A 24,464-nucleotide genomic window follows, 5' to 3' on the forward strand; every position below is an offset into this window, starting at 1 on the left:
TCGTGAATGCTTTAAATGCTGCAGCTCTGATAGATGGCAATTATTGTGGCCATTTCATTTCACCTTTCAGCACCTTCGCACTTAATTCCAAGCTAGATTCATCTTTAAGATTTGGATAATGTTTTTTCATCGCCGAAATCAATTCCACTGAATCTTTTGCTTTCGGAATTTCAGCATTTAGCGTTGTCAGGTATTTTTGTGTGAAATTCACTGATTCCAATGTTTGCGGCGCATCACCCAGGAAATGACCAGGTACTACGGTAACGGGTTTTAATGCCTTAATCGCATCCAGTGTTTTTAACCAATTATCGCGAGATTCCACAGTTTGATTATCGGCGGCCCACAGGTGAATATCCCCGGAAACCGCCACGCCACCCACAACGGCTTTCAGTGCTGGAATCCATACGAAAGTACGCTCTGGCGATGGGCCATCTAAACCTTCTACGCTAATTTTTTCACCGTCAACGGTGAAGCTATTGCCTACTAACGGTTGAGGTACAATGACAGTTTTTGGTGCATTATCTTTCAGAATCCCGCTCCAATACGCAATTTTACCGTCTTTTGTTTCTTTAATTTCTTCGATAGTTTGCGGTGTTGCGATCACTTTTGCTTGAGGGAAAGCTTTGGTGATGACATCAAGGCCGAAGTAGAAATCAGGATCAGATTGGCTGATATAAATGGTGGTCAACTTTTTGCCACTATCTTTGATTTTCTTAATCAGTGCTTCTGCATCATTACGTTGGAACTGAGCATCAATCAATACAACCTCAGTTTTTCCACTGATAATTTCAGAAGAAACAGGGAAAATACTTTTCTCGCCAGGGTTATACACTTCCATTTTCAGCGGTTCCGCTGCAACGGCGGTGGAAATAGCCCCGAAAGTTGCAATGCTGGCAAAAGTCATCTGTAAAAGGGTTTTAGTAAACATATTAGTCATCCTATTGGCTGTTAGCTGCTGGGTACGGGAATAATAATAAATTGCATATCACGCAATAAAAACCGGATAATGAGCAATTGTTTGTTGCTTAAATAGGACTAATTATGGATAGAGTAACGGCCGCTGAAGTATTTGTAGCCATCGTCGATCGGGGCAGTATGATTGCTGCCGCAGAAGCGCTAGAGATGTCCCGAGCGATGGTGACACGCTATCTGGCGCAGATGGAGCAATGGGCTGGTGCCAGATTATTGCATCGGACAACGCGTAAACTTAGTTTAACTCACGCGGGAGAAACCACTCTGGAGCGTTGCCGGAAAATGCTGGCTTTGGCTAATGAAATGGATCTGGTTGATGGGGGCGAAAGCGATGTATTGCGTGGATTACTCAGGATCAGTTGTTCCCAATCCTTAGCTCAAACTGCGCTGGGCATTGCTGTCGCGGCATTTTTGCAGCGTTACCCTCAGGTTGCTATTGATTTACAGATGAATAACCGCGCTATCAATTTGGTTGAGGAACGAATAGATCTGGCCATCCGCATCACCAATGAATTAGATCCTAATTTAATTGCTCGTCCGCTTTCTACCTGTTATTCCGTAGTCTGTGCTGCTCCTTCCTATCTGAAAAATAAGGGAATTCCCCAGACTCCCCAGGATTTGGCTCTGCACAATTGTCTGACCTATTCTTATTTTGGCAAAAGTTTGTGGCATTTCGATCAGGAGGGGATTAAATCTTCGGTACCGGTTAGCGGCAACCTGAGCGCTAATGAGTCGGTTGTCCTGCTCAGCGGAGCTTTGGAAGGCGTAGGAATTACTCTTCAGCCCAGTTATTCGGCTATGCCACATATTATCGCTGGTGATTTAGTCCAGCTATTGCCAGATTACCAACCTCAGGCGATGGGCATTTATGGTATTTATACTTCGCGGCGACAGATGCCTACAACGCTAAGAACTCTGCTGGACTTCTTAATTGAGTGGTTTGCGACCAGTGAACAATGGCAAGACATGATGAAATGAATCGAGTTAGTAACCTTCTCGAACATATTTATATTCAGGTTCAGAGGAAAGCGTTATTACTATCTTCATATAGTTAACCTAGGATCTCTTTTTCAAACCTGATTGATTTCGCTTAACTCTGGTTTTTCTATTTGCATTCATGTTACTTCTGTTTCGCAGGATGAGAAAATAAATACTTGAAATTTATAAGGTTATATTGATGAGCCTACACTCGCTCCCACTTATTCTGTCATTCTTTTCGACTCAATAACCCGTCGGTTTTTTAGGCCGAGCATAAGATCTTTACATTGTTAATCCGTCCGCGTAACGGCTGAGGGATATTTTTGACTGGGAGTTTTTGTATGCCTGTTTCGCTACTGGCACTGGCGTTAAGTGCTTTTGCTATAGGTACGACCGAGTTTGTTATTATGGGGTTATTACCGGAGGTGGCCGGTGATTTACATATTTCTATACCAACAGCTGGGTGGTTAATTAGTGGTTATGCTCTGGGCGTAGCCATTGGCGCGCCTATTATGGCGGTACTAACGGCAAAATTGCCGCGTAAAAAGACGCTATTGTTGCTAATGGTTATTTTTATAATTGGCAACGTTATGTGCGCTTTAGCGTTCAGCTACGATTTTTTGATGCTGGCTCGCATTATTACTGCGTTATGTCACGGTGCTTTCTTCGGTATTGGTGCCGTCGTAGCGGCCAATTTGGTGCCGCCTAATCGCCGGGCTTCCGCGGTAGCATTAATGTTCACCGGACTAACGCTGGCTAATGTGTTGGGCGTACCGCTGGGAACAGCGTTGGGGCAGGCATTTGGCTGGCAATCGACTTTCTGGGTTGTGGCCGCGATTGGGCTGTTATCACTGTTCGCCCTATATGCCAAACTCCCTGATTCTAAAGATGAAATACCTACGGATTTATGCAAAGAAATCGCTGCGTTGCGCGGGGCGGGAATTTGGCTTTCACTGATGATGACAGTGTTATTCGCCGCCTCTATGTTTGCTCTGTTCACTTATATCGCACCGTTATTGACTGAGGTAACCAAGGTTTCCGCCTCTGGCGTCAGTTGGACGCTATTACTGATGGGATTAGGTTTAACTCTTGGGAATATCGTTGGTGGTCGTTTAGCAGACTGGCGCTTGTCAGTGAGTTTGACCATGACCTTTTTGCTGATTGCCGTATTCTCTGCCTTATTTAGCTGGAGCAGTTATTCATTGCTAGCAGCAGAACTGACTTTGTTCTTATGGTCTGCGGCGGCATTTTCTGCCGTGCCAGCGTTACAAATCAACGTTGTCGCTTATGGGAAAAAAGCACCTAATCTGGTTTCTACTCTGAATATTGCTGCTTTTAACGTGGGTAACGCATTAGGTGCCTGGGTCGGCGGTGTGGTTATTGCACAAGGCTTAGGATTAAATGCAGTGCCTTTAGCTGCTGCATTGCTTGCACTGCTTGGGCTGTTCTTGTGCCTTTATACTTTCCGGCGTTCGCGACTCGCTGGTGTTAACCAAGTTAGCGGGTAATGACGTTGGTCAGACGTGTCTTAAAGCGTGTTACCTGCTGTTTTAGATGAGCAATAAAAGTGTCGACTAATTCGGAAGAGGGGCGGTGCAATGGCCGAACTAGACTAACCGTGAAAGGAACCTCGACGCTAAAGGGGCGCACGCAAACGCCTTGCCCATGATGGCTTGCCGCATAATCGAGTGCGGTAAGCGGATTCACGATAGACACGCCGACGCCTTCTCGTACCATTGAACAAACTGATGCTGCGCTGTGGGTTTCCATCACTAAACGGCGACTAATTCCTTCTTCATTAAACAAATTATCCAGCAATTGTCGGTAGCTATCGGTTACCGACAGGCTGATAAAATTCTCACCGTTGAAATCCTGCGGTGTTAACACCTTTTTGCTTTGCAATGGATGGTCCGCAGGCAAAACGCAAACCTCATTGAGCGTCATTAATGTATATCGTTGGGTTCCCGCAGGCGTTTGTGTATTTTCGGTCAGACCTAAATCATGATGTTGAGCCGATAACCATTCTTCCAACAACGGCGATTCCTGCGGTATTACATTCAAGCTCACTTCCGGGTAACGATCGATAAAAGGCTTACACACCGCCGGTAGTAGTGATTGTGAAAAAACGGGTAAACAGGCAATTGAGAGCTGCGCCTGTTGGAACTGGCGAATACTGTCCGCGGCTTGCACAATGCGGTCTAAACCGTAATAAGAGCGCTGTACCTCTTCGAAAAGTCTTAATCCTTGCGCCGTTGGGTAGAGCCGACCGCGTACACGATCAAAAAGCTTAAGTTGAATTAACTGTTCAAAACGAGCCAGTTCGCGGCTTACCGTTGGCTGTGAGGTTTGTAAGAGAGCTGCGGCCTCCGTCAAATTGCCAGTTGTCATAACACCATGAAAAATCTCTATTTGTCGTAATGAAATAGCGGGCATTATTCGCTCCTGTGCACCGGCGATTTGATCTGTTTCAACGCATTCATGCTATATCATAAATGAATAGACTGTGCGTAAATAGATATTTTGAATGCCAAAGTGAATGACTAATAATGAGTTAGCCAATAAATTAATCAGAATAGATTTACCCAAAAGGAAACCCTATGCCGCTCTCTCTGACTGATACTTCCTCCGCCCTGAATGCCGAAAACCTGCTGGCATTACCTGCGCGCTTCGGATGCCCGGTTTGGGCTTATGACGGAGATATTATTGCACAACGTATCAATCAGTTGCGTAATTTTGATGTGATACGCTTTGCGCAGAAAGCGTGTTCGAATATTCATATTCTACGTTTAATGCGTGAGCAGGGTGTTAAGGTCGACTCCGTTTCATTAGGGGAAATTGAAAGAGCTTTGTTAGCCGGTTTTCAGCCGGGCCAAGAGCCTGCAGAGATTGTATTTACCGCTGATTTATTGGATCAGACGACTCTGCTGCGTGTTGTCGAGTTAGATATACCGGTTAACGCTGGATCAATTGATATGCTAACTCAGCTTGGTGAGCATGCACCGGGGCATCCCGTATGGCTCCGGGTAAACCCCGGATTTGGCCACGGGCACAGTCAGAAAACTAATACCGGTGGAGAGAACAGCAAACACGGTATCTGGCATCAAGATCTGCCTGCGGCGATAGCCGAAATCCAAAAATACTCGTTAAAGCTGGTTGGCATTCATATGCATATTGGTTCTGGTGTTGATTATCAACATTTGGAACAAGTCTGTGCTGCTATGGTACGTCAGGTAATCGAATTGGATCAGGATATCAGCGCGATATCTGCCGGCGGGGGCTTATCCATTCCCTACCAATATGGGGAGGATATTATCGATACCGAACATTATTACGGCCTATGGAATAAAGCCAGACAGCAAATCGCTGAACATTTAGGCCACCCAATTAGCCTTGAGATTGAGCCTGGCCGTTTTCTTGTTGCTGAATCAGGCGTTCTGGTTGCACAGGTTAGGGCGGTAAAAAATATGGGTAGCCGTCATTATGTATTAGTCGATGCTGGTTTTAACGATCTGATGCGACCCGCCATGTACGGTAGCTATCACCATATTTCGTTATTACCTGCCGATGGCAGAGATATTACCAATGAGCCTTTGATTGATTCGGTGATTGCCGGACCATTGTGTGAATCTGGTGACGTATTTACTCAGCAAGCTGGCGGTGGGCTGGAAACCAGAGCTTTGGCCCGGGCTGTAATAGGTGATTATTTGGTGTTCCATGATACCGGGGCATATGGTGCGTCGATGTCTTCCAATTACAACAGTCGCCCATTGCTGCCAGAAGTTTTGTTTGAAAATGGGAAACCGAGATTGATTCGCCGCCGCCAAACTATCGAAGAACTGGTTGCCTTGGAAATGCTTTAAAGATTGGCGAAGACTGATGCTTAGGCTGCCGTTGGCGGTCTGAGCCTTGCGTTGCAAACCCCCACTCCCTTTCCCTGCATGATTCTGCCCTGATATTTTTGAATACCCGCGCTGTTGATGATAGAGCCTTAAATTGCTCAGGTATTCTCCGTCACGAATGTGAGTTAGCCGCTTTGTATTTCTCAATCCAATGATTTTAAACATTAATACCTCCATTCTCGTCCTGTGAAATATGAGGTTGGCCAAGTTTTAAAGCAGAATGAAGCATTTTTTATCCCAAGGGAAATGTCAGGATAAAGAATGCGAAACGCCTCGCATCTTGGCGAATAAGGTATGGCGAGCGGTTTTGTCTAACAGTAACTTAGGGTTTATAGGGGCCGGGAGAGACAGATTCGCGAATTTTTAACTCGCCGATGAAAGGTGATAAGGGATTAACGCTTTTGCCATCGATTAATTTTAAAGCTTGAGTTATCGCAGCCTCGATCATCGCGTCAATAGGCAGGTATACGGTGGACAGCGCCGGCTGCAGATAGGCTGCGCTGGGTTCATCGTCAAAACCGAATAGCGATACATCTTGGGGCATTTTCTTTCCAGCTTGATTAAGTGCTTTCATAGCACCTATTGCCATATCGTCATTGCTGGCAAAAAGAGCGGTGAAATGCCGATTATGATGCAGTAATTCATGACAGGCGGAATAGCCGCTGGCCACGTTGCTGTCGCCCTGAACAACCAGCGAATCATTACAAGGAATATCATGAACGGCCAGTGCCTGACGATAACCAGACAGACGGGATAGCGCAGTCGGCGTATTAATAGGGCCAGTGATACAGGCAATATCTCTGTGACCCTGCTGGATCAGATAACTAACGGCGTTAAAAGCGGCCTGTTGCTGCTCAAAGAATACACACCTCTCACGCGCTTGAGGTAAATCGCGATTAACCACCATAAGCGGAGTGGGTAGGCTGGTAAGTAACGCCATCAGGTCAGCCTCAGCCATAAAACGCGTATAGAGAATGATGGCGTCACAGCGCCTGTCTGCCAACAGCCGGACGGCTTGACGCTCTCCTTCTGGTGTATCGTGGCCATCAGTTACGATCAGGTGTTTGCCGCTGGCTTCGGTGAGCGTGGCTGCTTGATGTAGCAGGCGACCAAAGTAAGGGCCGTTAAAATTGGAAACCACCAGGCCAATGCTGTTTGAGCTTCTATTCGCTAAAGATTGGGCTAAAAAGTTAGGGCGATAGCCAAGTTCGTCCATTGCTTTGAAAACCGCAGCCCGGGTGCTTTCTTTCACTTGCCCAGTGCCGTTTAATACGCGAGAAACCGTCGCTTTTGAAACGCCAGCACGTATAGAGACATCTAGCATAGTAATCATTAAGCACTAACCTCTTAGCCAGTCTGATATCCAGGGCGCGCAGTTTAACATAATAGGGATAAGTGCAGGTTACTCCGTATGTTCTGTACGATTTGGCGGATTGGTCACCGAGTGCCGACGAACCAGCGTTGGGCTGAACATGTTGGTGATTTCAGGGAGTGGGGTCTGGTTAGCCAGAGCCAAAGCCAGCTCTGCTGCCTGAGTTGCCATCGCAACTACCGGGTAGCGAATAGTGGTAAGGCGAGGGCGTAAATAACGAGAGATCAGAACATCATCAAAACCAATAAGAGAGATTTCCTGTGGTACATCAATGCTGTTATCGCTAAGTACTGATAAAGCACCAGCGGCCATTGAATCGTTGTAGCAGGTTATTGCAGTGATTTGCTTGCCGCGACCTAATAACTCGGTCATTGCCTGCTCGCCGCCCAGTTCATCTGGTGTGCCATAAGCGATCAGTTTTTCATCCACGGGAATATCATGCTCGTTTAGCGCATCCAGATAGCCCTGAAGACGGTCAATAGCGTCTGAAATCTGGTGGTTTGAACAGATAATTCCAATGCGTTTATGACCTTGCTGAATAAGGTGACGGGTTGCCAGCCAGGCACCGTAACGATCGTCAAGAGCGACACAGCGTGTTTCATATCCTGCCAGTGTCCGATTGATTAAAACCATTCCGGGAATTTGTTTCATCAATGAAACAAGCTCTTCATCGGGCAGCTTTTTCGCATGTACTACTAATGCGGCACAGCGATGGCGAATCAACTGCTCAATGGCTTGCCGTTCTTTATCGGCATTATGGTAACCGTTACCAATTAGCAGGAAATTCCCTGTGGCATAGGCAATTTGCTCAACAGCCTTGACCATTGCACCAAAAAAGGGGTCCGAAACATCGGAAACGATGAGGCCAACGGTTTCTGTTGATTGTTGTGCAAGAGCTCTGGCATTGGCATTTGGGTGATACTGTAGCTGTTCCATTGCGCTTAAAACCGCCGCGCGGGAACTTTCACTGGCTTTGGGGGATTGGTTGATTACGCGTGAAACTGTAGCAACAGACACGCCTGCCAGTTTGGCAACATCCTTAATAGTGGCCATTTCTTTTCCATAAACTTTTAGGGTAATCGCTTACATCCTTCAGTTTTGCGGAAAAAAATGCTTCTCGCAAGGGGGAGAGATCGCAACTTGGCCAGATAAAACCAAATAAAACGGAAAAGAGAGCATTTTCTATTGCGACTTAAGGTGAGTACCGGAAGGTTAGGCAAAATAGAACTTGTTTAGCTTAATTAGTTCGTTGAACTAGCTAGCTGGCGAAGGTATTTTCATCTGCAGGTTTATCTATTTTACTGATCTATATGAGAGCGCCATGACCATTACTCATTACCCGCAGCTTGCTCATTGGGGCGCTTATACCGCCGTGGTTGAAGACGGAAAACTCATTCGTTGTGAACCTTTTGTAGAAGATCCCGATCCTTCGCCGCTATTAAACTCTATCGTACCTATGGTTTATTCCGATAAACGCATCCGAAAACCGGCGGTACGCCGTTCATGGTTGCAGAAACGAGAGGGAAGCGATCGTACCTTACGCGGGCGGGAAGATTTCGTTGAGGTAGATTGGGATGTTGCGCTGGATCTGGTTGCGGAAGAAAACCGCCGAGTCAGAGAGCAATATGGCCCGTCTGGCCTATTTACCGGTTCTTATGGCTGGTCTTCCGCAGGGCGAGTACACCACGCTCGTTCGCTAGTTCGGCGTTTTTACTTTAGCGGCGGTGGCGGCGTTGACCAAATGGGTAATTACAGTTGGGGTGCGGCTCAGTTTTTCCTGCCCTACGTCATTGGAACGTTTAGCCCACTGACTGGACGAGTGACTTCCTGGCCAAGTGTGGTGGAACACTGCGAGATTTTTATCGCTTTTGGCGGTTTAGCGTTAAAAAATGCGCAGGTATCATCCGGTGGTGCTGCGGAGCACTCTCTCAAGCCCTGGCTGGAAAAACTGGTGAGAAAAGGCACTCCGGTCGTGAATATCAGCCCTATGCGTGATGATTGCCCGGAATTCGTAAATGCGGAATGGATACCCATTCGTCCGAATACTGATGTCGCGCTGATGCTGGGGCTGGCCTATGAAATTCAGCGCCGTGGTGCTGAAGACAAGGCTTTCCTTCTTAGTCACTGCGTTGGCTACCAGCAGTTGGCGGAGTATATTCGCGGCACTCATGACGGTGTAGCCAAAACTCCGGAGTGGGCCAGCCAGATTACTGGTATTCCTGCCGATCGCATTGCAAAACTTGCACTGCAATTGATTGGTGTACGTAGTTTTATCACTTGTTCTTATTCCATCCAGCGCGCTCATCGAGGTGAGCAACCTTACTGGATGATGATTGCGCTATCGGCGATGTTGGGGCAAATCGGCTTACCCGGCGGCGGATTTTCTTTCGGGCACGGCTCAATGAATGGCGTTGGGAACCCGCGTATAGATACACCGGCACCGACTATGTCGGTGGGTAAAAATCCGTCCGGGCTGGCAATTCCGGTTGCCAGAATTTGCGATATGCTGCTTCAACCGGGGCAGAGTTACTCATTTCAAGGGGAAACCCATACCTACCCCGATATACACTTAGTGCACTGGGCGGGAGGAAACCCTTTCCATCATCATCAGCAACTGAATCGGCTAGTGAAAGGGTGGCAAAAGCCAGATACCGTTATTGTGCAGGATATCTGGTGGACGCCAGCGGCTAAAATGGCGGATATCGTGCTACCCATCACCAGCTCTCTGGAACGCAATGATATTGGTGGTTCCTCGCGCGATCGTTATGTTTTAGCCATGCATCAGGCGATAGCTCCGCAGCATCAGGCGCGAAACGATTTTGATGTTTTTGCTGATTTAGCCGAACGTTTAGGTTATCGGGAAGCTTTCACTGAAAATCGGGATGAAATGGCGTGGATCGCGCATATCTATCAACAGTGCGGTGTAGCGCAGCGTGCCGAAGGCGTGGAATGGCCGGACTTTGAGGATTTCTGGCGGCAGGGCTATGTTGGCTTGCCTGCCCCGCAGAAAGAGTTCGTTTTCTTCGATGAGTTCCGTTCGAATCCTCAGGCGCATCCCTTACAGACACCCAGCGGTAAAATAGAATTGTTCAGTGAGAAAATTGCGGGCTATCAATATGAAGATTTTGGTCCTCACGCTGAATGGAAACCGCCGGTAGAGTGGTTGGGCAGTGTCGATGCTGAAAAATGGCCATTGCATTTGATCTCAATCCAGCCAGCGGATCGGCTACACAGCCAGCTTGATCCCGCGCCGCTGGCGCAATCAAACAAAACTGCCGGACACGAAACCTTATTTATGCATCCAGATGATGCCGCTACACGAACTATTACCGAAGGTATGGAAGTGCTGGTTAGCAACGCTCGCGGCAGTTGTCTGGCCGGTGTGAGCATTACGGACGGTGTGACGAGAGGCGTCGTTTTGATGGCGACTGGAGCCTGGTTTGATCCCGGTTTTGGCCAACAGCGGCATCAGATAGAGCAGTCTGGAAACCCGAATGTATTAACTTTGGATATAGGAACGTCACCACTAACGCAGGGCCCAAATGCAATGAGCTGTTTGGTGGAGGTCAGAGCGTTATAATAATGGCGCAATTGGCAGGGATACAGTTGATGAGAAGCCGGTAACTTCAGCCTTAAATATGGCCGTAGTTACATGAATTAACAGCATATATCTTGTTTCTGACAAAGTTCATTGCTGGTTACACTTTGCGCGTAAATATTGCGATTATTTGCTGGCTGAGCTTTGGGTTAAGTCGGTACAGTTGATATCCCAGAGGTATTAATTGGTGAGTAATCAACATACGCTGTGTGTTAGAGCCAGTTTTTTATTTACACCGACCTACGTAGATACGTAGGTTTTTTTTTATTCTTTTTTCCATGCAGATTCTCTTACGTTGGTTAGCGGAATAAATGCTGTGATTATAGTATTCTGCATTTATCTGACTCATCGACTGATAGAGAAATGGATATGATTCTCCGCTTACTGCGCGCCCTTTTTCGTCGACTGTTTCGCGTCACCATTGAAGGTATCGGCGATCAGTTCTCCCATCAAAAAATTCTGATTACTCCCAATCATGTTTCATTTCTCGATGGAATATTATTGGCGTTGTTCTTACCGATAAAACCTGTGTTTGCCGTGTATTCCAGCGTGACGGAAAGTTGGTATATGCGTTGGCTAAAGTCTTACGTAGATTTCGTACCACTAGATCCAGCAAAACCTATGTCGATCAAGCAGTTAGTAAGAATGGTCGAGCAGGGAAAACCCGTCGTCATTTTCCCAGAAGGCCGGATTACCGTGACCGGTTCATTGATGAAGATTTATGATGGTGCGGCCTTTATTGCGGCGAAATCAGGTGCGACAGTTATTCCCGTGCGTTTAGAGGGGCCTGAGTTGAGTCACTTTGGCCGCCTGGGGGGGATATTAAAGCTTCAATGGTTCCCCAAAATCAGTATTTACGTCCTGCCAGCAACCCAATTACCGATGCCTGAGGCACCCAGAGCCAAAGAACGCCGAATACTGGCAGGAGAAAAGCTTCATGAGATTATGATGGCGGCACGTATGGCTATAATCCCACGTGAAACGCTGTTCGAAGCTTTGCTGTCTGCCAGAGATCGTTATGGTCGCCATAAGCCGTGTATCGAAGATATCGCTTTTAAAGAAGATAGTTATCAGACGTTATTAAAGAAATCCTTGGGAGTGAGCCGGATATTACAACGTTTTACCGAATCGGGTGAGCGAGTCGGTATGCTTTTGCCTAACGCAACTATTACCGCCGCGGCTATTTTCGGTGCTTCACTGAGTGGGCGTATTCCGGCTTTACTTAATTACACTTCCGGCGCTAAAGGGCTGAAAAGTGCCATGACTGCGGCCAGCCTGAAAACCATTGTGACGTCGCGCCAGTTCCTTGAGAAAGGGAAGCTAACTCATTTACCTGAACAGGTGAGCGAGGCCCATTGGGTCTATCTGGAGGATTTAAAGGATACGGTTAGTCTGACGGATAAACTCTGGATTCTATTCCATCTCTTTCTCCCTCGTCGCGCTATGGTGGCTCAGAAAGCGGAAGATGCAGCGCTGATTCTGTTCACTTCAGGTTCGGAAGGCCATCCCAAAGGTGTTGTGCATTCTCACGGAAGTTTACTTGCCAACGTCGAGCAAATTCGCACTATTGCTGATTTTACGCCTCGAGATCGCTTTATGTCGTCATTGCCGTTGTTCCACGCTTTTGGTCTAACGGTTGGATTATTCACGCCATTAATGACTGGTAGTCGGGTATTTCTCTATCCTAGCCCGCTGCATTATCGGGTCGTGCCAGAACTGGTCTATGATCGAAACTGTACCGTGTTGTTTGGTACTTCGACTTTTCTTGGTAATTACGCTCGTTTTGCTCATCCTTATGATTTCGCCCGCTTGCGCTATGTGGTTGCTGGCGCAGAGAAATTGGCGGAAGGAACCAAACAGATTTGGCAGGATAAATTCGGTATTCGCATCCTTGAAGGCTACGGCGTAACGGAATGCGCGCCGGTGGTGGCGATTAATGTGCCAATGGCGGCTAAAGTCGGTACGGTTGGGCGAATTTTGCCGACGATGGAAGCTCGATTGATCAAAGTTCCTGGAATTGAACAGGGTGGCCGCTTGCAATTGCGCGGCCCAAATATTATGAAAGGTTATCTGCGCGTTGAAAAACCTGATGTGCTGGAGCCACCGGTAGCGGAAAATGCTGATGGAGAGCTACAGAACGGTTGGTATGACACCGGTGATATCGTCTCAATAGATGAAAAAGGATTTTGCACTATTCGTGGCCGAATGAAACGTTTTGCTAAGCTAGCAGGGGAAATGGTGTCTCTGGAAAGCGTTGAACAGCTGGCACTGCGGGTTTCTCCTGATTATCAACACGCGGCTGCGGCAAAATCCGATAGTGGGAAAGGAGAGGCATTGGTGTTGTTCACAACGGATAGCAATATGACGCGTGAACGTTTATCCGCCGCGGCGCGGGAAAGTGGCGTTCCAGAGTTAGCCGTTCCGCGCGATATTCGCCCGTTGAAAGCTTTGCCGTTACTAGGCAGCGGTAAACCCGATTTTGTCACTCTGGCTAAAATGGCGGAGCACCCGGAGATGGAAGCATGACCCAGCACGGGGCAACAGATGATAAGCCATTATTATCTCGCGGAATGATGGCCGTTTTGGCGGCGCAGTTTTTTTCGGCCTTTGGTGATAACGCGCTGTTATTCGTTACGTTGGCAGTGATTAAGCAGCAGCTTTATCCCGATTGGAGCCAGCCGATTTTACAAATGGCCTTTGTCGCGACTTATATCATTTTGGCACCCTTTGTCGGTCAGTTCGCCGATAGTTTTGCCAAAGGACGAGTCATGATGACCGCTAATGCTCTGAAATTAGCGGGGGCGTTAGCCATCTGTTTTAGCTTGAATCCGTTCTTCGGTTATAGCTTGGTTGGGATTGGTGCTGCGGCTTATTCACCAGCTAAATACGGTATCCTGGGAGAAATTACTTCCGGCGATCAATTGGTGAAAGCCAACGGTTTAATGGAGGCTTCAACCATTGCCGCAATTTTGATTGGCTCTGTGGCTGGAGGAATGTTAGCGGACTGGAATCTGAGTATCGCTTTAGGCGTGTGTGCGCTGGTTTACGCCGCTGCGGTGGTCGCTAACCTGTTTATTCCTCGTCTTTCCGCCGCCCGTCGTGGACAATCTTGGCGTCCGACAGTGATGAGTCGTCGCTTTTTTGCCGCTTGTAAGACGCTGTGGCGAGATGGGGAAACGCGTTTCTCGCTGGTCGGAACCAGCCTTTTTTGGGGGGCGGGAGTCACTTTGCGTTTTCTACTGGTACTTTGGGTTCCGGTGGCATTGGGGATCATTGATAACGCGACGCCGACGATCCTTAACGCAACGGTAGCGGTGGGGATTGTGATCGGCGCAGCGGCGGCAGCGCGCTTTGTTACACTGAAAACGGTCAGACGCTGTATGCCTGCCGGGGTTTTGATCGGCGTTGCGGTAGCGGCATTCTCTTTGCAACAGAGTATGCCGATGGCTTATTTATTACTGGTGACGATCGGGATTCTCGGCGGCTTCTTTGTGGTTCCTCTTAATGCATTGCTGCAAGAGCGTGGAAAACACAGCGTGGGCGCAGGCAATGCCATTGCGGTACAGAATTTAGGTGAAAATACCGCGATGTTATTGATGCTGGCGCTGTATTCTCTGGTAATCAAACTGGGTGCACCGGTGGTGGCCGTAGGCATTGGGTTCGGTGTCATCTTCGCTTTGGCTATAGCGTCACTGTGGGTATGGCAGTGGTGGCAGAAACGACGCTGATATAATTATATAATTTTATATAGAAAAGGCCGTCCAATGTGACGGCCTTTTTGCATTTAGCGACCACTGCTACAGTTAAGGTGCGGGGAAAGTATAACGAGTGTGAATTTCTTCCAGACCTTGCAAAACTTCTTCATCCAGAATCAGATGCAAGCTATCCAGATTGCTTTTCAACTGTGGCAACGTGGTTGCACCAAGCAGCGTGCTGGCGACAAACGGTTGTTGACGAACAAAAGCCAACGCCATTTGAGCTGGGTCCAGTCCGTGTTTTTTAGCCAGCGCCACGTATTCGGCTATGGCTAACTGTGCCTGCGGCGAAGAGTAGCGAGTAAAGCGGCTAAATAGCGTATTACGTGCCTGAGGTGGTTTGGCGCCGTTCAGATACTTACCGCTAAGCGTGCCGAATGCCAGGCTGGAGTAAGCCAGTAACTCTACACCTTCGTGCTGACTGATTTCAGCCAGACCTACCTCAAAGCTGCGATTTAACAAACTGTAAGGGTTTTGGATAGAAACGATTCGCGGCAGGTCGTGCTTTTCTGCTAATTGCAGATAGCGCATCACACCCCAAGGGGTTTCATTAGACACGCCGATATAGCGGATTTTACCTGCGCGGACTTGTTCTGCCAGTGCCTCCAGCGTTTCTAGCAGTGTGACCGTGGCGGTTTCCTGCGCGTAGCGGTAATTCAGTTTGCCAAAGCAGTTGGTTTCCCGCTGTGGCCAATGTAATTGATAGAGATCGAGATAATCGGTATTGAGGCGTTTAAGGCTGGCATCCAGCGCAATGCGGATATTTTTGCGATCCAATGCCATCGCAGGGCGAATAGGTTGATCGTTTCCGCGTGACGGGCCAGAAACCTTGCTTGCCAGGATCACTTTTTCGCGACAACCGCGGGCTTTAAGCCAGCTACCTATATATTGCTCGGTCAGTCCCTGAGTTTCAGGTTTGGGCGGTACTGGGTACATCTCGGCGGTATCAATTAGGTTAACACCTGCCGAGATGGCGTAATCCAGTTGAGCGTGGGCATCGGCTTCGCTGTTTTGCTCACCAAAGGTCATGGTGCCCAGACCCAGCAGGCTTACTTCTAAAGAACTGTGGGGGATACGGTGATATTGCATTGCCGACCTTCCTTAATGTCCGAAATTACCAGGCGAAAATAAAACGGCCTTATCCGACTATATCGAAGCCGTAGATACGGGGGAAGGGCATGAGATGAATGTGAGCAAAAAAGAGTGATGCGGGCGCATAAGGTTGCACCCGCAGAAATTAGGTTTAAATATTATTGGTTTTATTCTTTTTGCTGCGCAGCAGGTTCAGCGTTTCAACGCCCATAGAGAAGAACATGGCGAAGTAAATGTAGCCTTTCGGAATGTGGATTTGAACGCTTTCCAGCATCAGGGTGAACCCCACTAAAATCAGGAATGCCAGTGCCAGCATTTTGACGGAAGGATGACGGTTAACAAATTCGCCAATAGGTCTGGCGGCAAACATCATCACGCCCACGGAAATAACCACCGCCGCCATCATAATAAAGAGATGATCGGAAAGTCCCACAGCGGTAATAACAGAATCCAGGCTGAAGATAATATCCAACAGCATGATTTGTACGATGGCACCAAAGAACGTGCTGACATTGCTCTGATGATCGTTATTGCTGCCTTCTACCGTTTCGTGGATTTCTTTACTGGCTTTCCAAATCAGGAAGAGTCCACCGAGTAACAAAATCAGATCCCGCGCGGAAACCCCATGTTCCATCATCGTAAATAATGGATTAGTCAGGCGAATAACCCAGGCGATAGAGGCCAGTAATGCCAAACGCATTAGCATGGCACCGGCCAGCCCAATGCGACGAGCTTTGTTTTGTTGGGCTTTAGGTAATTTTGCTACGACTAGAGAAAGGAAAATAATATTGTCAATACCCAGAACAATTTCCAGAATCGTCAACGTGCCCAGTGCCAGCCAGGCATTTGGATCGGCAATCCATTCAAACATTGCGTTTACACACCTTAAAAAATACAAGAATGTAATTATACGCTGTTATTAATGGATCATAACCTCAGTACGGCTCAGAACAATCTCTAAAGCAGGAAATGCCGAGCCAGCAAGGGCGCGGTGAAGGTTTTCTTTAGGTAAAACCCGCGCGGCAACGTCAGAATTGGCTGGCCTTTTTCGCCGATAGCTTCGGTTAAGGCTCGGCTATTCGCCGCTTTGGGACGCAATTGCAATACTTCACCGTGGCGGGCAGTGATACTTTCCACCTTACCTAACACAATCAGATCCATTAATTCTTCCCAATCGCGGCGCAGCAGCTCTTCTTCTTCTGCGTTTGGGCTCCACAACAATGGCGCGCCGATGTGACGTTCGGCGAGTGGAATTTGTCGTTCACCTTCAACCGGAATCCATAAAACTCGCGCCAGTTTATGACGAACATGGCTACTTTCCCAGGTTACGCCGCTATTTCCGGTTAAGGGCGCGACGCACACAAATGTCGTTTCTAACGGTTTACCTTGCGCACTGATTGGGATCGTTTTTAGCTCGATGCCAATATCTGCAAAATCCTGTTCGGGCTTACTGCCAGCGCTGGCACCTAAATAAAACTCCAATAGCATACCAACCCACCCCTTATCACGCTTTAGATTCGCAGGAATAGGCCAGTTAGCCCGGGCGGCAAGCTCTCCTAGCGTGAAGCCTGCCAGCGCCTGAGCGCGATCCACGAGCTGTTGTTCGTCTACCGGTGGTGCTGGGGGTTGTGAATAAACCGACATAGTGAAAAAACTCATCAGGATGGGTTAAAAAATGCACTGCTTTAATACACCGCAGCGAACTTTAATTATCGCTGTGAATGAAAATTAATAATAGCATGATTTAACAGTGATTTTTTAGCACTTAAACCGGGCTGTGATTTTGTTTTCATCGATTTGTACACTAGCTGCCAGCAACAATGAACAGGATCTTACACCTATTTATCCACAGATTTGTGGGATAACCTGGTTGAAACATGAATACTGGTTCAATTTACAGCCTTGACGCAGGGTTTTTTTGCGAGTTTAGCCATTTTTTGTGTAACTTAGCCGCATTATCTGTGGATAAAAACCGCATTGGTGGATCTTTAATCAGCCAAGGATCATAAACGGATACAGATCACATTTTTGCACTTTACTTATACCCTGTGCATAACTTAATTTGATGAAAAATATGATTTAATTTGTTTTTTGTTATTCGTGTATAATTTACTTAAAATGAGTTGTACCCGTCTTACCCCTGAGTTCTGCACACATATATCCACAGAAAAAGTGAATAAAATTAGCCGAGCCTGGCCGAGGGTGTTTATAACTTTGCCAATATCTGTGAGTTATCCCAAGGTCATGGTGTTTCAATCACTGATAAGCAGTGGTTTACCGCCTGTTGGTAGTGTGAAACAATCAGAGCATCTTTGAGTATTAAGCTTATCGAGGTAGTCCGGTGATCGATGATGATGGCTACCGCCCGAACGTGGGTATTGTAATTTGTAATAGGCAGGGGCAGGTGTTGTGGGCCAGACGTTACGGTCAGCACTCTTGGCAGTTTCCTCAAGGAGGAATCAACCCTGGCGAAACGCCGGAACAGGCGATGTACCGCGAACTGTTTGAAGAAGTTGGACTGAATAAAAAGGACGTCCGAATACTGGCTTCAACCCGTAACTGGCTGCGTTATAAATTACCGAAACGTTTGGTGCGTTGGGATACAAAGCCGGTTTGCATCGGCCAAAAGCAGAGATGGTTTTTACTGCAGTTAATGTGTAACGATGCCGATATCAATATGCAGCGCAGCAGCACGCCAGAATTTGATGGTTGGCGCTGGGTAAGCTACTGGTATCCGGTTCGTCAGGTGGTGTCATTCAAACGGGATGTCTACCGCCGCGTGATGAAGGAATTTGCTGCTACAGTGATGCCGATGCAGGAGGTGACTCCGCCGCGGACACCACCCGCTTATCGCCGGAAAAGAGGTTAAGTTATCCAATCATGCTCACGCGTTTACGAGAAGTCGTAGAGAAAGTTGCGATGGCAGCCAGCCTGACGGATGCGTTAGAGCTGTTGGTCAATGAAACCTGTCTGGCGATGAACACGGAAGTTTGCTCGATTTATCTGGCAGATAATGACCGTCGTTGTTATTACCTAATGGCGACCCGAGGTTTGAAAAAGCCTCGGGGTCGCACTATTACGCTGGCTTTTGATGAAGGTGTGGTGGGATTGGTCGGGCGACTGGCCGAACCGATCAACCTGGCTGATGCGCAAAGTCACCCCAGTTTTAAGTATGTCCCGCAGGTTAAAGAAGATAGCTTCCGCGCTTTTCTCGGTGTTCCCATTATTTATCGTCGGCAATTGCTCGGCGTGCTGGTGGTGCAGCAGCGAGAACATCGTCAATTCGATGAAAGCGAAGAATCATTTATGGTCACGCTGGCCACACAGTTGGCGGCCATTCTGTCTCAATCTCAGCTCAACGCTATTTTTGGTCAATATCGTCAAACTCGCATTCGGGCACTGGCTGCCGCACCGGGCGTGGCGGTTGCAGAAGGTTGGCAGGACACTACCCAGCCTTCACTGGATCAGGTTTACAAAGCCTCAACCTTGGATAGCGCGCGTGAGCGTGAACGCTTAACTCAGGCATTGGAAGAAGCGGCGGCCGAGTTTCGTCGTTTCAGTAAGCGTTTTGCCGCTAGTTCCCAGAAAGAAAGTGCGGCTATTTTTGACCTTTACTCCCACTTATTAAACGACGCTCGCCTGAAGCGGGAGTTGTTTGCTGAAATTGACGCCGGTTCCGTTGCGGAATGGGCGGTCAAGCAAGTTGTGGAGCAGTTTGCTGCTCAGTTTGCCAGCCTGCAAGACACTTATATGCGTGAAAGAGCCGGCGATCTGCGTGCTCTGGGGCAGCGTTTACTCTTCCATCTCGATGACAGCACCTCCGGCGCGAGCCAGTGGCCTGAGCGTTTTATTCTGGTCGCTGATGAATTAACCGCCACTTTGTTGGCTGAAGTTCCTCAGGATCGTCTGGTGGGCGTAGTGGTGCGCGATGGTGCAGCAAATTCGCACGCGGCGATTCTGGTGCGCGCCATGGGTATTCCTACCGTAATGGGTGCGGATATTCAGCCTTCCCTATTAAGCCAAAGATTATTGATTGTTGATGGCTATCGCGGCGAGATTCTGGTGGATCCAGAGCCGGTGCTGGTGCAGGAATACCAGCGTCTGGTTAACGAAGAAATCGAGCTGAGCAAGCTGGCCGAAGACGATGTTGAGCAACCCGCTGAGCTGAAAAGTGGCGAACGTATTCAGGTGCTGCTCAATGCGGGTTTAAGTCCGGAACATGAGCAACTGCTCGGCGGGCGCGTCGATGGCGTCGGCCTGTATCGTACCGAAATTCCTTTTATGCTCCAGAGCGGCTTTCCTTCCGAAGAAGAGCAGGTGGCCCAGTATCAGGGCATGTTACAGCTTTATCCGCAAAAACCGGTCACACTTAGAACGCTGGATATCGGTGCTGACAAACAGCTGCCTTATATGCCGATCAGCGAGGAAAATCCGTGTCTGGGCTGGCGAGGGATAAGGATCACGCTGGATCAGCCGGAGATCTTTCTGATTCAGGTACGGGCGATGCTACGGGCCAATGCCGGTACCGGCAATCTGGGGATTTTGCTGCCAATGATCACCAGTCTGGAAGAGGTGGATGAAGCGAAGCGCTTGATCGATCGAGCCGGACGGGAAGTGGAAGAAGCGCTGGGGTATGAATTACCAAAGCCGCGCCTTGGCGTGATGATCGAAGTACCGGCGATGATCTTTATGTTGCCGTACCTGAAATCTCGGGTGGATTTTATTTCGGTTGGGACCAATGACTTAACACAATATCTGTTGGCGGTTGATCGGAATAATACGCGAGTTGCTTCGCTGTATGACAGTTTGCATCCGGCTATGCTGCAAGTGCTGCGGCAAATACTGGTGCAGGCGACCGATTCCGGTTTACAGGTCAGTTTATGCGGTGAAATGGCCGGAGATCCTATGGGCGCTTTACTGCTGATAGGTCTAGGCTATCGTCATTTGAGTATGAATGGGCGCAGCGTGGCGCGAATTAAATACCTGCTGCGTAATGTTGATCTGGCCGAAGCGGAAGCTTTGGCAGAGCGTGTATTGACGGCGCAAATGACCACCGATGTGCGTCATTTAACTGCCGCATTTATGGAACGCCGCGGTTTAGGCGGGCTGATTCGAGGCGGAAAATAGCTGAGCAGTCAGAGGGCGGCGGGAATATTCGCCGTCATTGTTTACAGAACTTTTCCCTTTGCCGTTCCCCTGAATGTCGCCTGCCTATGCTATCATGCGCTCCCTGCAGCCCCCAATTTGGGGAAAATCCTAGACATATTGTGGTGATAGATGAGCAACAGCTATCTGGCGTTTCCTAATATTGATCCGATCATTTTCTCCATCGGGCCGGTGTCTCTCCATTGGTACGGTTTAATGTATTTGGTGGGCTTCGTTTTTGCCATGTGGTTGGCGGTTCGCCGTGCAAACAAGCCTGGCAGCGGCTGGACCAGAGATGAAGTAGAGAATTTATTGTATGCTGGTTTTGTCGGCGTGTTCGTCGGCGGACGTTTAGGCTATGTCCTGTTTTATAACCTGCCGATGTTTATTGATAACCCGCTTTACCTGTTTAAAGTCTGGGATGGCGGCATGTCGTTCCACGGTGGGCTGGTCGGCGTTATCTGCGTCATGTTGTGGTTTGCCCATCGCACAAAACGCCATTTCTTCCAGGTTTCCGATTTTATAGCGCCACTGATTCCATTCGGTTTAGGTGCCGGTCGCTTAGGTAACTTTATTAACGGCGAACTCTGGGGACGAGTAACCACGGATACTCCGTGGGCGATGTTGTTCCCAACCTCACGTAGTGAAGATATTGCGCTGGCAGCGACCGATCCTCAGTTACAAAGCATTCTGTTCCAGTATGGAGTGTTGCCACGCCATCCGTCTCAGCTATATGAAATGATTCTGGAAGGTGTAGTCCTATTTATTATCCTGAATCTGTTTATCCGCAAACCGCGCCCAATGGGCAGCGTGTCGGGGCTATTCCTGATTGGTTATGGCTTCTTCCGTATTGTGGTGGAATGTTTCCGCCAGCCAGATGCGCAGCTTGGCCTGTTCGACGGTGTAATCAGCATGGGGCAGATTTTGTCTGTGCCAATGATTGTGGCCGGTATTATTATGATGATTTGGGCGTACCGCCGTCCTCAGCAACAACTTTCGTGAGGTGACATGAAACAGTATCTGGATTTGATGAAAAAAGTGCTTGATGAGGGCACCCCAAAAGCTGACCGTACGGGAACCGGTACTCTGTCGGTTTTCGGGCATCAGATGCGTTTCAATTTGCAGGAAGGCTTCCCGCTGGTCACCACCAAGCGTTGCCATTTGCGTTCCATTATTCATGAACTGCTATGGTTCCTGAACGGGGATACCAACATTGGTTACCTGAAGGATAATAACGTTTCTATCTGGGATGAATGGGCGGACGAAAACGGTGATTTAGGCCCGGTATACGGTAAGCAATGGCGGGCGTGGGGAGCGGCAGACGGCCGCCAAATCGATCAATTGAGTAAAGTTGTGGAGCAGCTAAAACAAGATCCGGACTCACGCCGTATCATTGTTTCTGCCTGGAACGTTGGCGAGCTGGATCAAATGGCGCTGGCACCGTGCCATGCTTTCTTCCAGTTCTACGTGGCCGATGGCAAGCTTTCGTGCCAGCTGTATCAGCGTTCTTGCGATGTATTCCTCGGTTTGCCGTTTAATATTGCCAGTTACGCGCTGTTGGTGCATATGATGGCGCAACAGTGCGAGCTGGAAGTCGGCGATTTTGTCTGGACGGGCGGGGATACTCACCTGTACAGCAATCATATAGAACAAACTCATTTGCAACTGAGCCGGGAGCCGCGTGCTTTGCCGAAGCTGGTGATCAAGCGTAAACCTGAGTCGCTGTTTGACTATCGCTTTGAAGATTTTGAAATTGAAGGCTACGATCCGTATCCGGGGATTAAAGCTCCAATAGCTATTTAACCGTCAATACAACAGCTATAACTGACTTGTTTAATAAATGAGTCTCAGAACAGAGCGGAGCCAAACGGCTCCGTTTTTTTATTTCTCCCCAGACCTTCTTATTTTCATTTTCAGTTTAGAAATGCGTGTTGCTACGCAGATTGACAGCCGCCATTACACCACCGTTAAAGAGGTTGCGGAGCCTCTCCAGACTTCTCATTCTACCTCTGGCTTCATTTGGTGATTTCCTTAAACTCGCCGGATGAAAACTCATGTATGTATGAAACAACGCGGGTTTAGCCTGATTGAATGGCTACTGGTGCTGGCTCTGCTTGCTTACATCTCAGTCAGCAGTTTTCAACATTGGAGCCATTATCAGCAGCGGGAGAGGCTAGAGATAACCGCTCGGCAGTTACTAGGTTTCTTAACTCGCTTGCAGGCTGACGCTTTTTGGTTGAATAGGCCGGCATTGCTCTGGCACAGCTTCGATGATACCTGGTGTATTGGTAGCGGGGAGCAGCCATTACAAGGGTGTCAGGCGCAGGATGGATGGTTATTCACGCCCGATTACTCAGGTATTACTTTGGTTGAGTTAACGCCTGAGAGCCTTGGATTTTATGGCCTAAGGAACACTGCGCAACCGGGGCGAATTATTCTGGCTAATGCGGCAGGTCGTATTCGGTTAGTTATTTCGAATCATGGACGAATCAGATTGTGCGGAGAGAAACATGCTCAGTTTCGGATACCACTATGTTAGTCACTGACCCTAACCTTCGAACGAAAAGAAGCCGATGTTTCGGTTGTTGTTTCCCTGACGGATTCAGCCTGCCGGAGGTGATGGTTGCCTTGATATTTGGCAGCATGATGGTTTTAAGCAGTGTGAATATTTATCCGCAACTACGCCAGCGGCTGACGGCAGTTTATCAGCATTATCGGCTTGAATTATCAATGCAACGGGTTCTCTCAATCATTGAAAAAGATCTGCGCCGAGCCGGGTTCTGCAATGGGTTCTGTCAAGGGAAGCGGTTGTTTCTGGGGCAGTATTCAGGAGAGAAAGCCAATTCTTGCGTCATTGTGGCTTACGACCTGAATCGAAACGGTCAGTGGGAGGGGATAAGGCATAAGCATTCCGAGTATTTTGGCTATCGACTACGTAAAAATCAGCTGGAAAGTGCTCGCGGGGAAACGGATTGTCAAAGTAGTGGGTGGGAAAGGTTATTTGATGCAACAGAAGTTTTTGTCACTGGCTTTGACGTACAACGAGAATATATTCCGTTAAGGGGAAATCTCTTAACCCTTAACTTATCTGGGCAGGTAGGGAAGCGAACGCAGATACGGCAAGAGTTGCAGCGTAGAGTCCGAGGTTACAACCTATGAGAAAATCTTCGCAGAACGGTAGCGCCATACTGATGACGATGACTTTCGTTTTTGCTCTGAGCCTCTTGTTGCTTCAGGCCATGCATAGGCAGTTAGATAATCTGCTACTGATGAGTCGTAATGAGCAACATTACCTGCGTAGCTATAACCTGGCGATTTCCGCCCTGAGCTGGGGAATAAGCCAGAGATGGCCTTTGCATCAGGTAGTCCCCCCCCGACAGAGTAAAAGATTGTGGCACTGTCAGGAGCATCTTTCAGAAGCATTGAGGGTTTGTATTAAAGCGAGTGTTACACCAAATATCTTCGTATTAAGGGGAGAAGGGGGGGGGAACCGCCACGGGCACAAAATAGATCTTTATCAGCGAGTTGCTCCAGACAACGCGCAAGTTTCGCCGGAGGGACATCATATTGTTGGTATCGCTCAGGGTTGGCTGGATTTTTGCCCGGAAAAGGAGAGGGAATTTTGCTCAGGCTAATAGCAATTTCTAGCAGGA

Annotated in this window: 20 protein-coding genes; 13 read left to right on the forward strand and 7 right to left on the reverse strand. The window is 48.3% G+C overall.

Features of this window, described 5'->3' with window-relative positions:
* Positions 1–40 precede the first annotated feature (40 nt).
* Complete coding sequence (locus ACQ4OC_RS15010) at positions 41–928, reverse strand: MBL fold metallo-hydrolase (protein ID WP_430971312.1); 888 nt, start codon at positions 926–928, stop codon at positions 41–43.
* Positions 929–1,041: 113 nt separating this feature from the next.
* Between ACQ4OC_RS15010 and ACQ4OC_RS15015 the strand changes: the two genes are divergently transcribed.
* Both ACQ4OC_RS15015 and ACQ4OC_RS15020 read left to right on the forward strand, forming a co-directional pair.
* Positions 1,042–1,950 carry a LysR family transcriptional regulator gene (locus tag ACQ4OC_RS15015; protein ID WP_430971313.1) on the forward strand — a complete coding sequence of 303 codons (909 nt, stop codon included), beginning with the start codon at positions 1,042–1,044 and terminating at the stop codon, positions 1,948–1,950.
* A gap of 341 nt (positions 1,951–2,291) precedes the next feature.
* Positions 2,292–3,458: an MFS transporter gene (locus ACQ4OC_RS15020; RefSeq protein ID WP_064514858.1), complete on the forward strand. Its 1,167-nt coding sequence runs from the start codon at positions 2,292–2,294 to the stop codon at positions 3,456–3,458.
* On the opposite strand, the gene ACQ4OC_RS15025 is transcribed toward ACQ4OC_RS15020, so the two are convergent.
* Positions 3,448–4,383 (reverse strand): LysR family transcriptional regulator, encoded by a 936-nt coding sequence (locus ACQ4OC_RS15025; protein ID WP_064514856.1) that lies wholly within the window; start codon positions 4,381–4,383, stop codon positions 3,448–3,450. The genes ACQ4OC_RS15020 and ACQ4OC_RS15025 overlap by 11 nt on opposite strands.
* Before the next feature lie 164 nt (positions 4,384–4,547).
* Here ACQ4OC_RS15025 and lysA point away from each other — a divergent pair, with 164 nt between their 5' ends.
* Entirely contained in the window at positions 4,548–5,810 is a 1,263-nt protein-coding gene (gene lysA / locus ACQ4OC_RS15030; protein WP_064514854.1) for a diaminopimelate decarboxylase, read from the forward strand.
* A 361-nt stretch (positions 5,811–6,171) separates the two neighbouring features.
* On the opposite strand, the gene ACQ4OC_RS15035 is transcribed toward lysA, so the two are convergent.
* Entirely contained in the window at positions 6,172–7,182 is a 1,011-nt protein-coding gene (locus tag ACQ4OC_RS15035) for a LacI family DNA-binding transcriptional regulator (protein WP_064514852.1), read from the reverse strand.
* Positions 7,183–7,251: 69 nt separating this feature from the next.
* On the reverse strand, positions 7,252–8,274 hold the full coding sequence (gene galR, locus ACQ4OC_RS15040) for an HTH-type transcriptional regulator GalR (protein ID WP_064514851.1): 1,023 nt from the start codon (positions 8,272–8,274) through the stop codon (positions 7,252–7,254).
* Positions 8,275–8,542: 268 nt separating this feature from the next.
* Between galR and ACQ4OC_RS15045 the strand changes: the two genes are divergently transcribed.
* From ACQ4OC_RS15045 to lplT, 3 genes are all read left to right on the forward strand, one after another.
* Positions 8,543–10,801, forward strand: a complete 2,259-nt coding sequence (locus ACQ4OC_RS15045; RefSeq protein ID WP_430971314.1) for a molybdopterin guanine dinucleotide-containing S/N-oxide reductase — start codon at positions 8,543–8,545, stop codon at positions 10,799–10,801.
* Between the two features lie 387 nt (positions 10,802–11,188).
* A complete protein-coding gene (aas, locus tag ACQ4OC_RS15050) occupies positions 11,189–13,345 on the forward strand; it encodes a bifunctional acyl-ACP--phospholipid O-acyltransferase/long-chain-fatty-acid--ACP ligase (protein ID WP_064518343.1) in 2,157 nt (718 codons plus the stop codon).
* Positions 13,342–14,547, forward strand: a complete 1,206-nt coding sequence (gene lplT, locus ACQ4OC_RS15055; RefSeq protein WP_120806850.1) for a lysophospholipid transporter LplT — start codon at positions 13,342–13,344, stop codon at positions 14,545–14,547. Before aas ends, lplT begins: the two co-directional genes overlap by 4 nt.
* Positions 14,548–14,622: 75 nt before the next feature.
* On the opposite strand, the gene ACQ4OC_RS15060 is transcribed toward lplT, so the two are convergent.
* From ACQ4OC_RS15060 to mutH, 3 genes are all read right to left on the reverse strand, one after another.
* Positions 14,623–15,663, reverse strand: coding sequence for an NADP(H)-dependent aldo-keto reductase (locus ACQ4OC_RS15060; protein ID WP_064514845.1), 1,041 nt, complete (start codon positions 15,661–15,663; stop codon positions 14,623–14,625).
* 154 nt (positions 15,664–15,817) lie between these two features.
* Positions 15,818–16,537 carry a TerC family protein gene (locus ACQ4OC_RS15065; protein WP_430971315.1) on the reverse strand — a complete coding sequence of 240 codons (720 nt, stop codon included), beginning with the start codon at positions 16,535–16,537 and terminating at the stop codon, positions 15,818–15,820.
* An 86-nt stretch (positions 16,538–16,623) separates the two neighbouring features.
* Positions 16,624–17,310 carry a DNA mismatch repair endonuclease MutH gene (gene mutH / locus ACQ4OC_RS15070; RefSeq protein WP_064514841.1) on the reverse strand — a complete coding sequence of 229 codons (687 nt, stop codon included), beginning with the start codon at positions 17,308–17,310 and terminating at the stop codon, positions 16,624–16,626.
* Positions 17,311–18,007: 697 nt separating this feature from the next.
* Here mutH and rppH point away from each other — a divergent pair.
* The 7 genes from rppH to ACQ4OC_RS15105 all read left to right on the forward strand — a co-directional run bounded on the left by rppH (position 18,008) and on the right by ACQ4OC_RS15105 (position 24,446).
* On the forward strand, positions 18,008–18,535 hold the full coding sequence (gene rppH / locus ACQ4OC_RS15075) for an RNA pyrophosphohydrolase (protein WP_049599834.1): 528 nt from the start codon (positions 18,008–18,010) through the stop codon (positions 18,533–18,535).
* Positions 18,536–18,546: 11 nt separating this feature from the next.
* Positions 18,547–20,793, forward strand: coding sequence for a phosphoenolpyruvate--protein phosphotransferase (gene ptsP / locus ACQ4OC_RS15080; RefSeq protein WP_064514839.1), 2,247 nt, complete (start codon positions 18,547–18,549; stop codon positions 20,791–20,793).
* 150 nt (positions 20,794–20,943) lie between these two features.
* Positions 20,944–21,813 (forward strand): prolipoprotein diacylglyceryl transferase, encoded by an 870-nt coding sequence (gene lgt, locus ACQ4OC_RS15085; RefSeq protein WP_049599839.1) that lies wholly within the window; start codon positions 20,944–20,946, stop codon positions 21,811–21,813.
* A 6-nt stretch (positions 21,814–21,819) separates the two neighbouring features.
* Complete coding sequence (gene thyA / locus ACQ4OC_RS15090; RefSeq protein WP_064514837.1) at positions 21,820–22,614, forward strand: thymidylate synthase; 795 nt, start codon at positions 21,820–21,822, stop codon at positions 22,612–22,614.
* A 259-nt stretch (positions 22,615–22,873) separates the two neighbouring features.
* Complete coding sequence (locus ACQ4OC_RS15095) at positions 22,874–23,350, forward strand: prepilin peptidase-dependent protein (protein WP_235601016.1); 477 nt, start codon at positions 22,874–22,876, stop codon at positions 23,348–23,350.
* Positions 23,344–23,970, forward strand: coding sequence for a prepilin peptidase-dependent protein (locus ACQ4OC_RS15100; RefSeq protein WP_084414309.1), 627 nt, complete (start codon positions 23,344–23,346; stop codon positions 23,968–23,970). Before ACQ4OC_RS15095 ends, ACQ4OC_RS15100 begins: the two co-directional genes overlap by 7 nt.
* Entirely contained in the window at positions 23,967–24,446 is a 480-nt protein-coding gene (locus ACQ4OC_RS15105; RefSeq protein WP_430971316.1) for a YgdB family protein, read from the forward strand. The genes ACQ4OC_RS15100 and ACQ4OC_RS15105 overlap by 4 nt, the downstream gene beginning before the upstream one ends.
* Positions 24,447–24,464 lie beyond the last annotated feature (18 nt).

It is taken from the genome of Yersinia sp. J1 (assembly GCF_050586585.1).
Lineage (GTDB): Bacteria > Pseudomonadota > Gammaproteobacteria > Enterobacterales > Enterobacteriaceae > Yersinia > Yersinia entomophaga.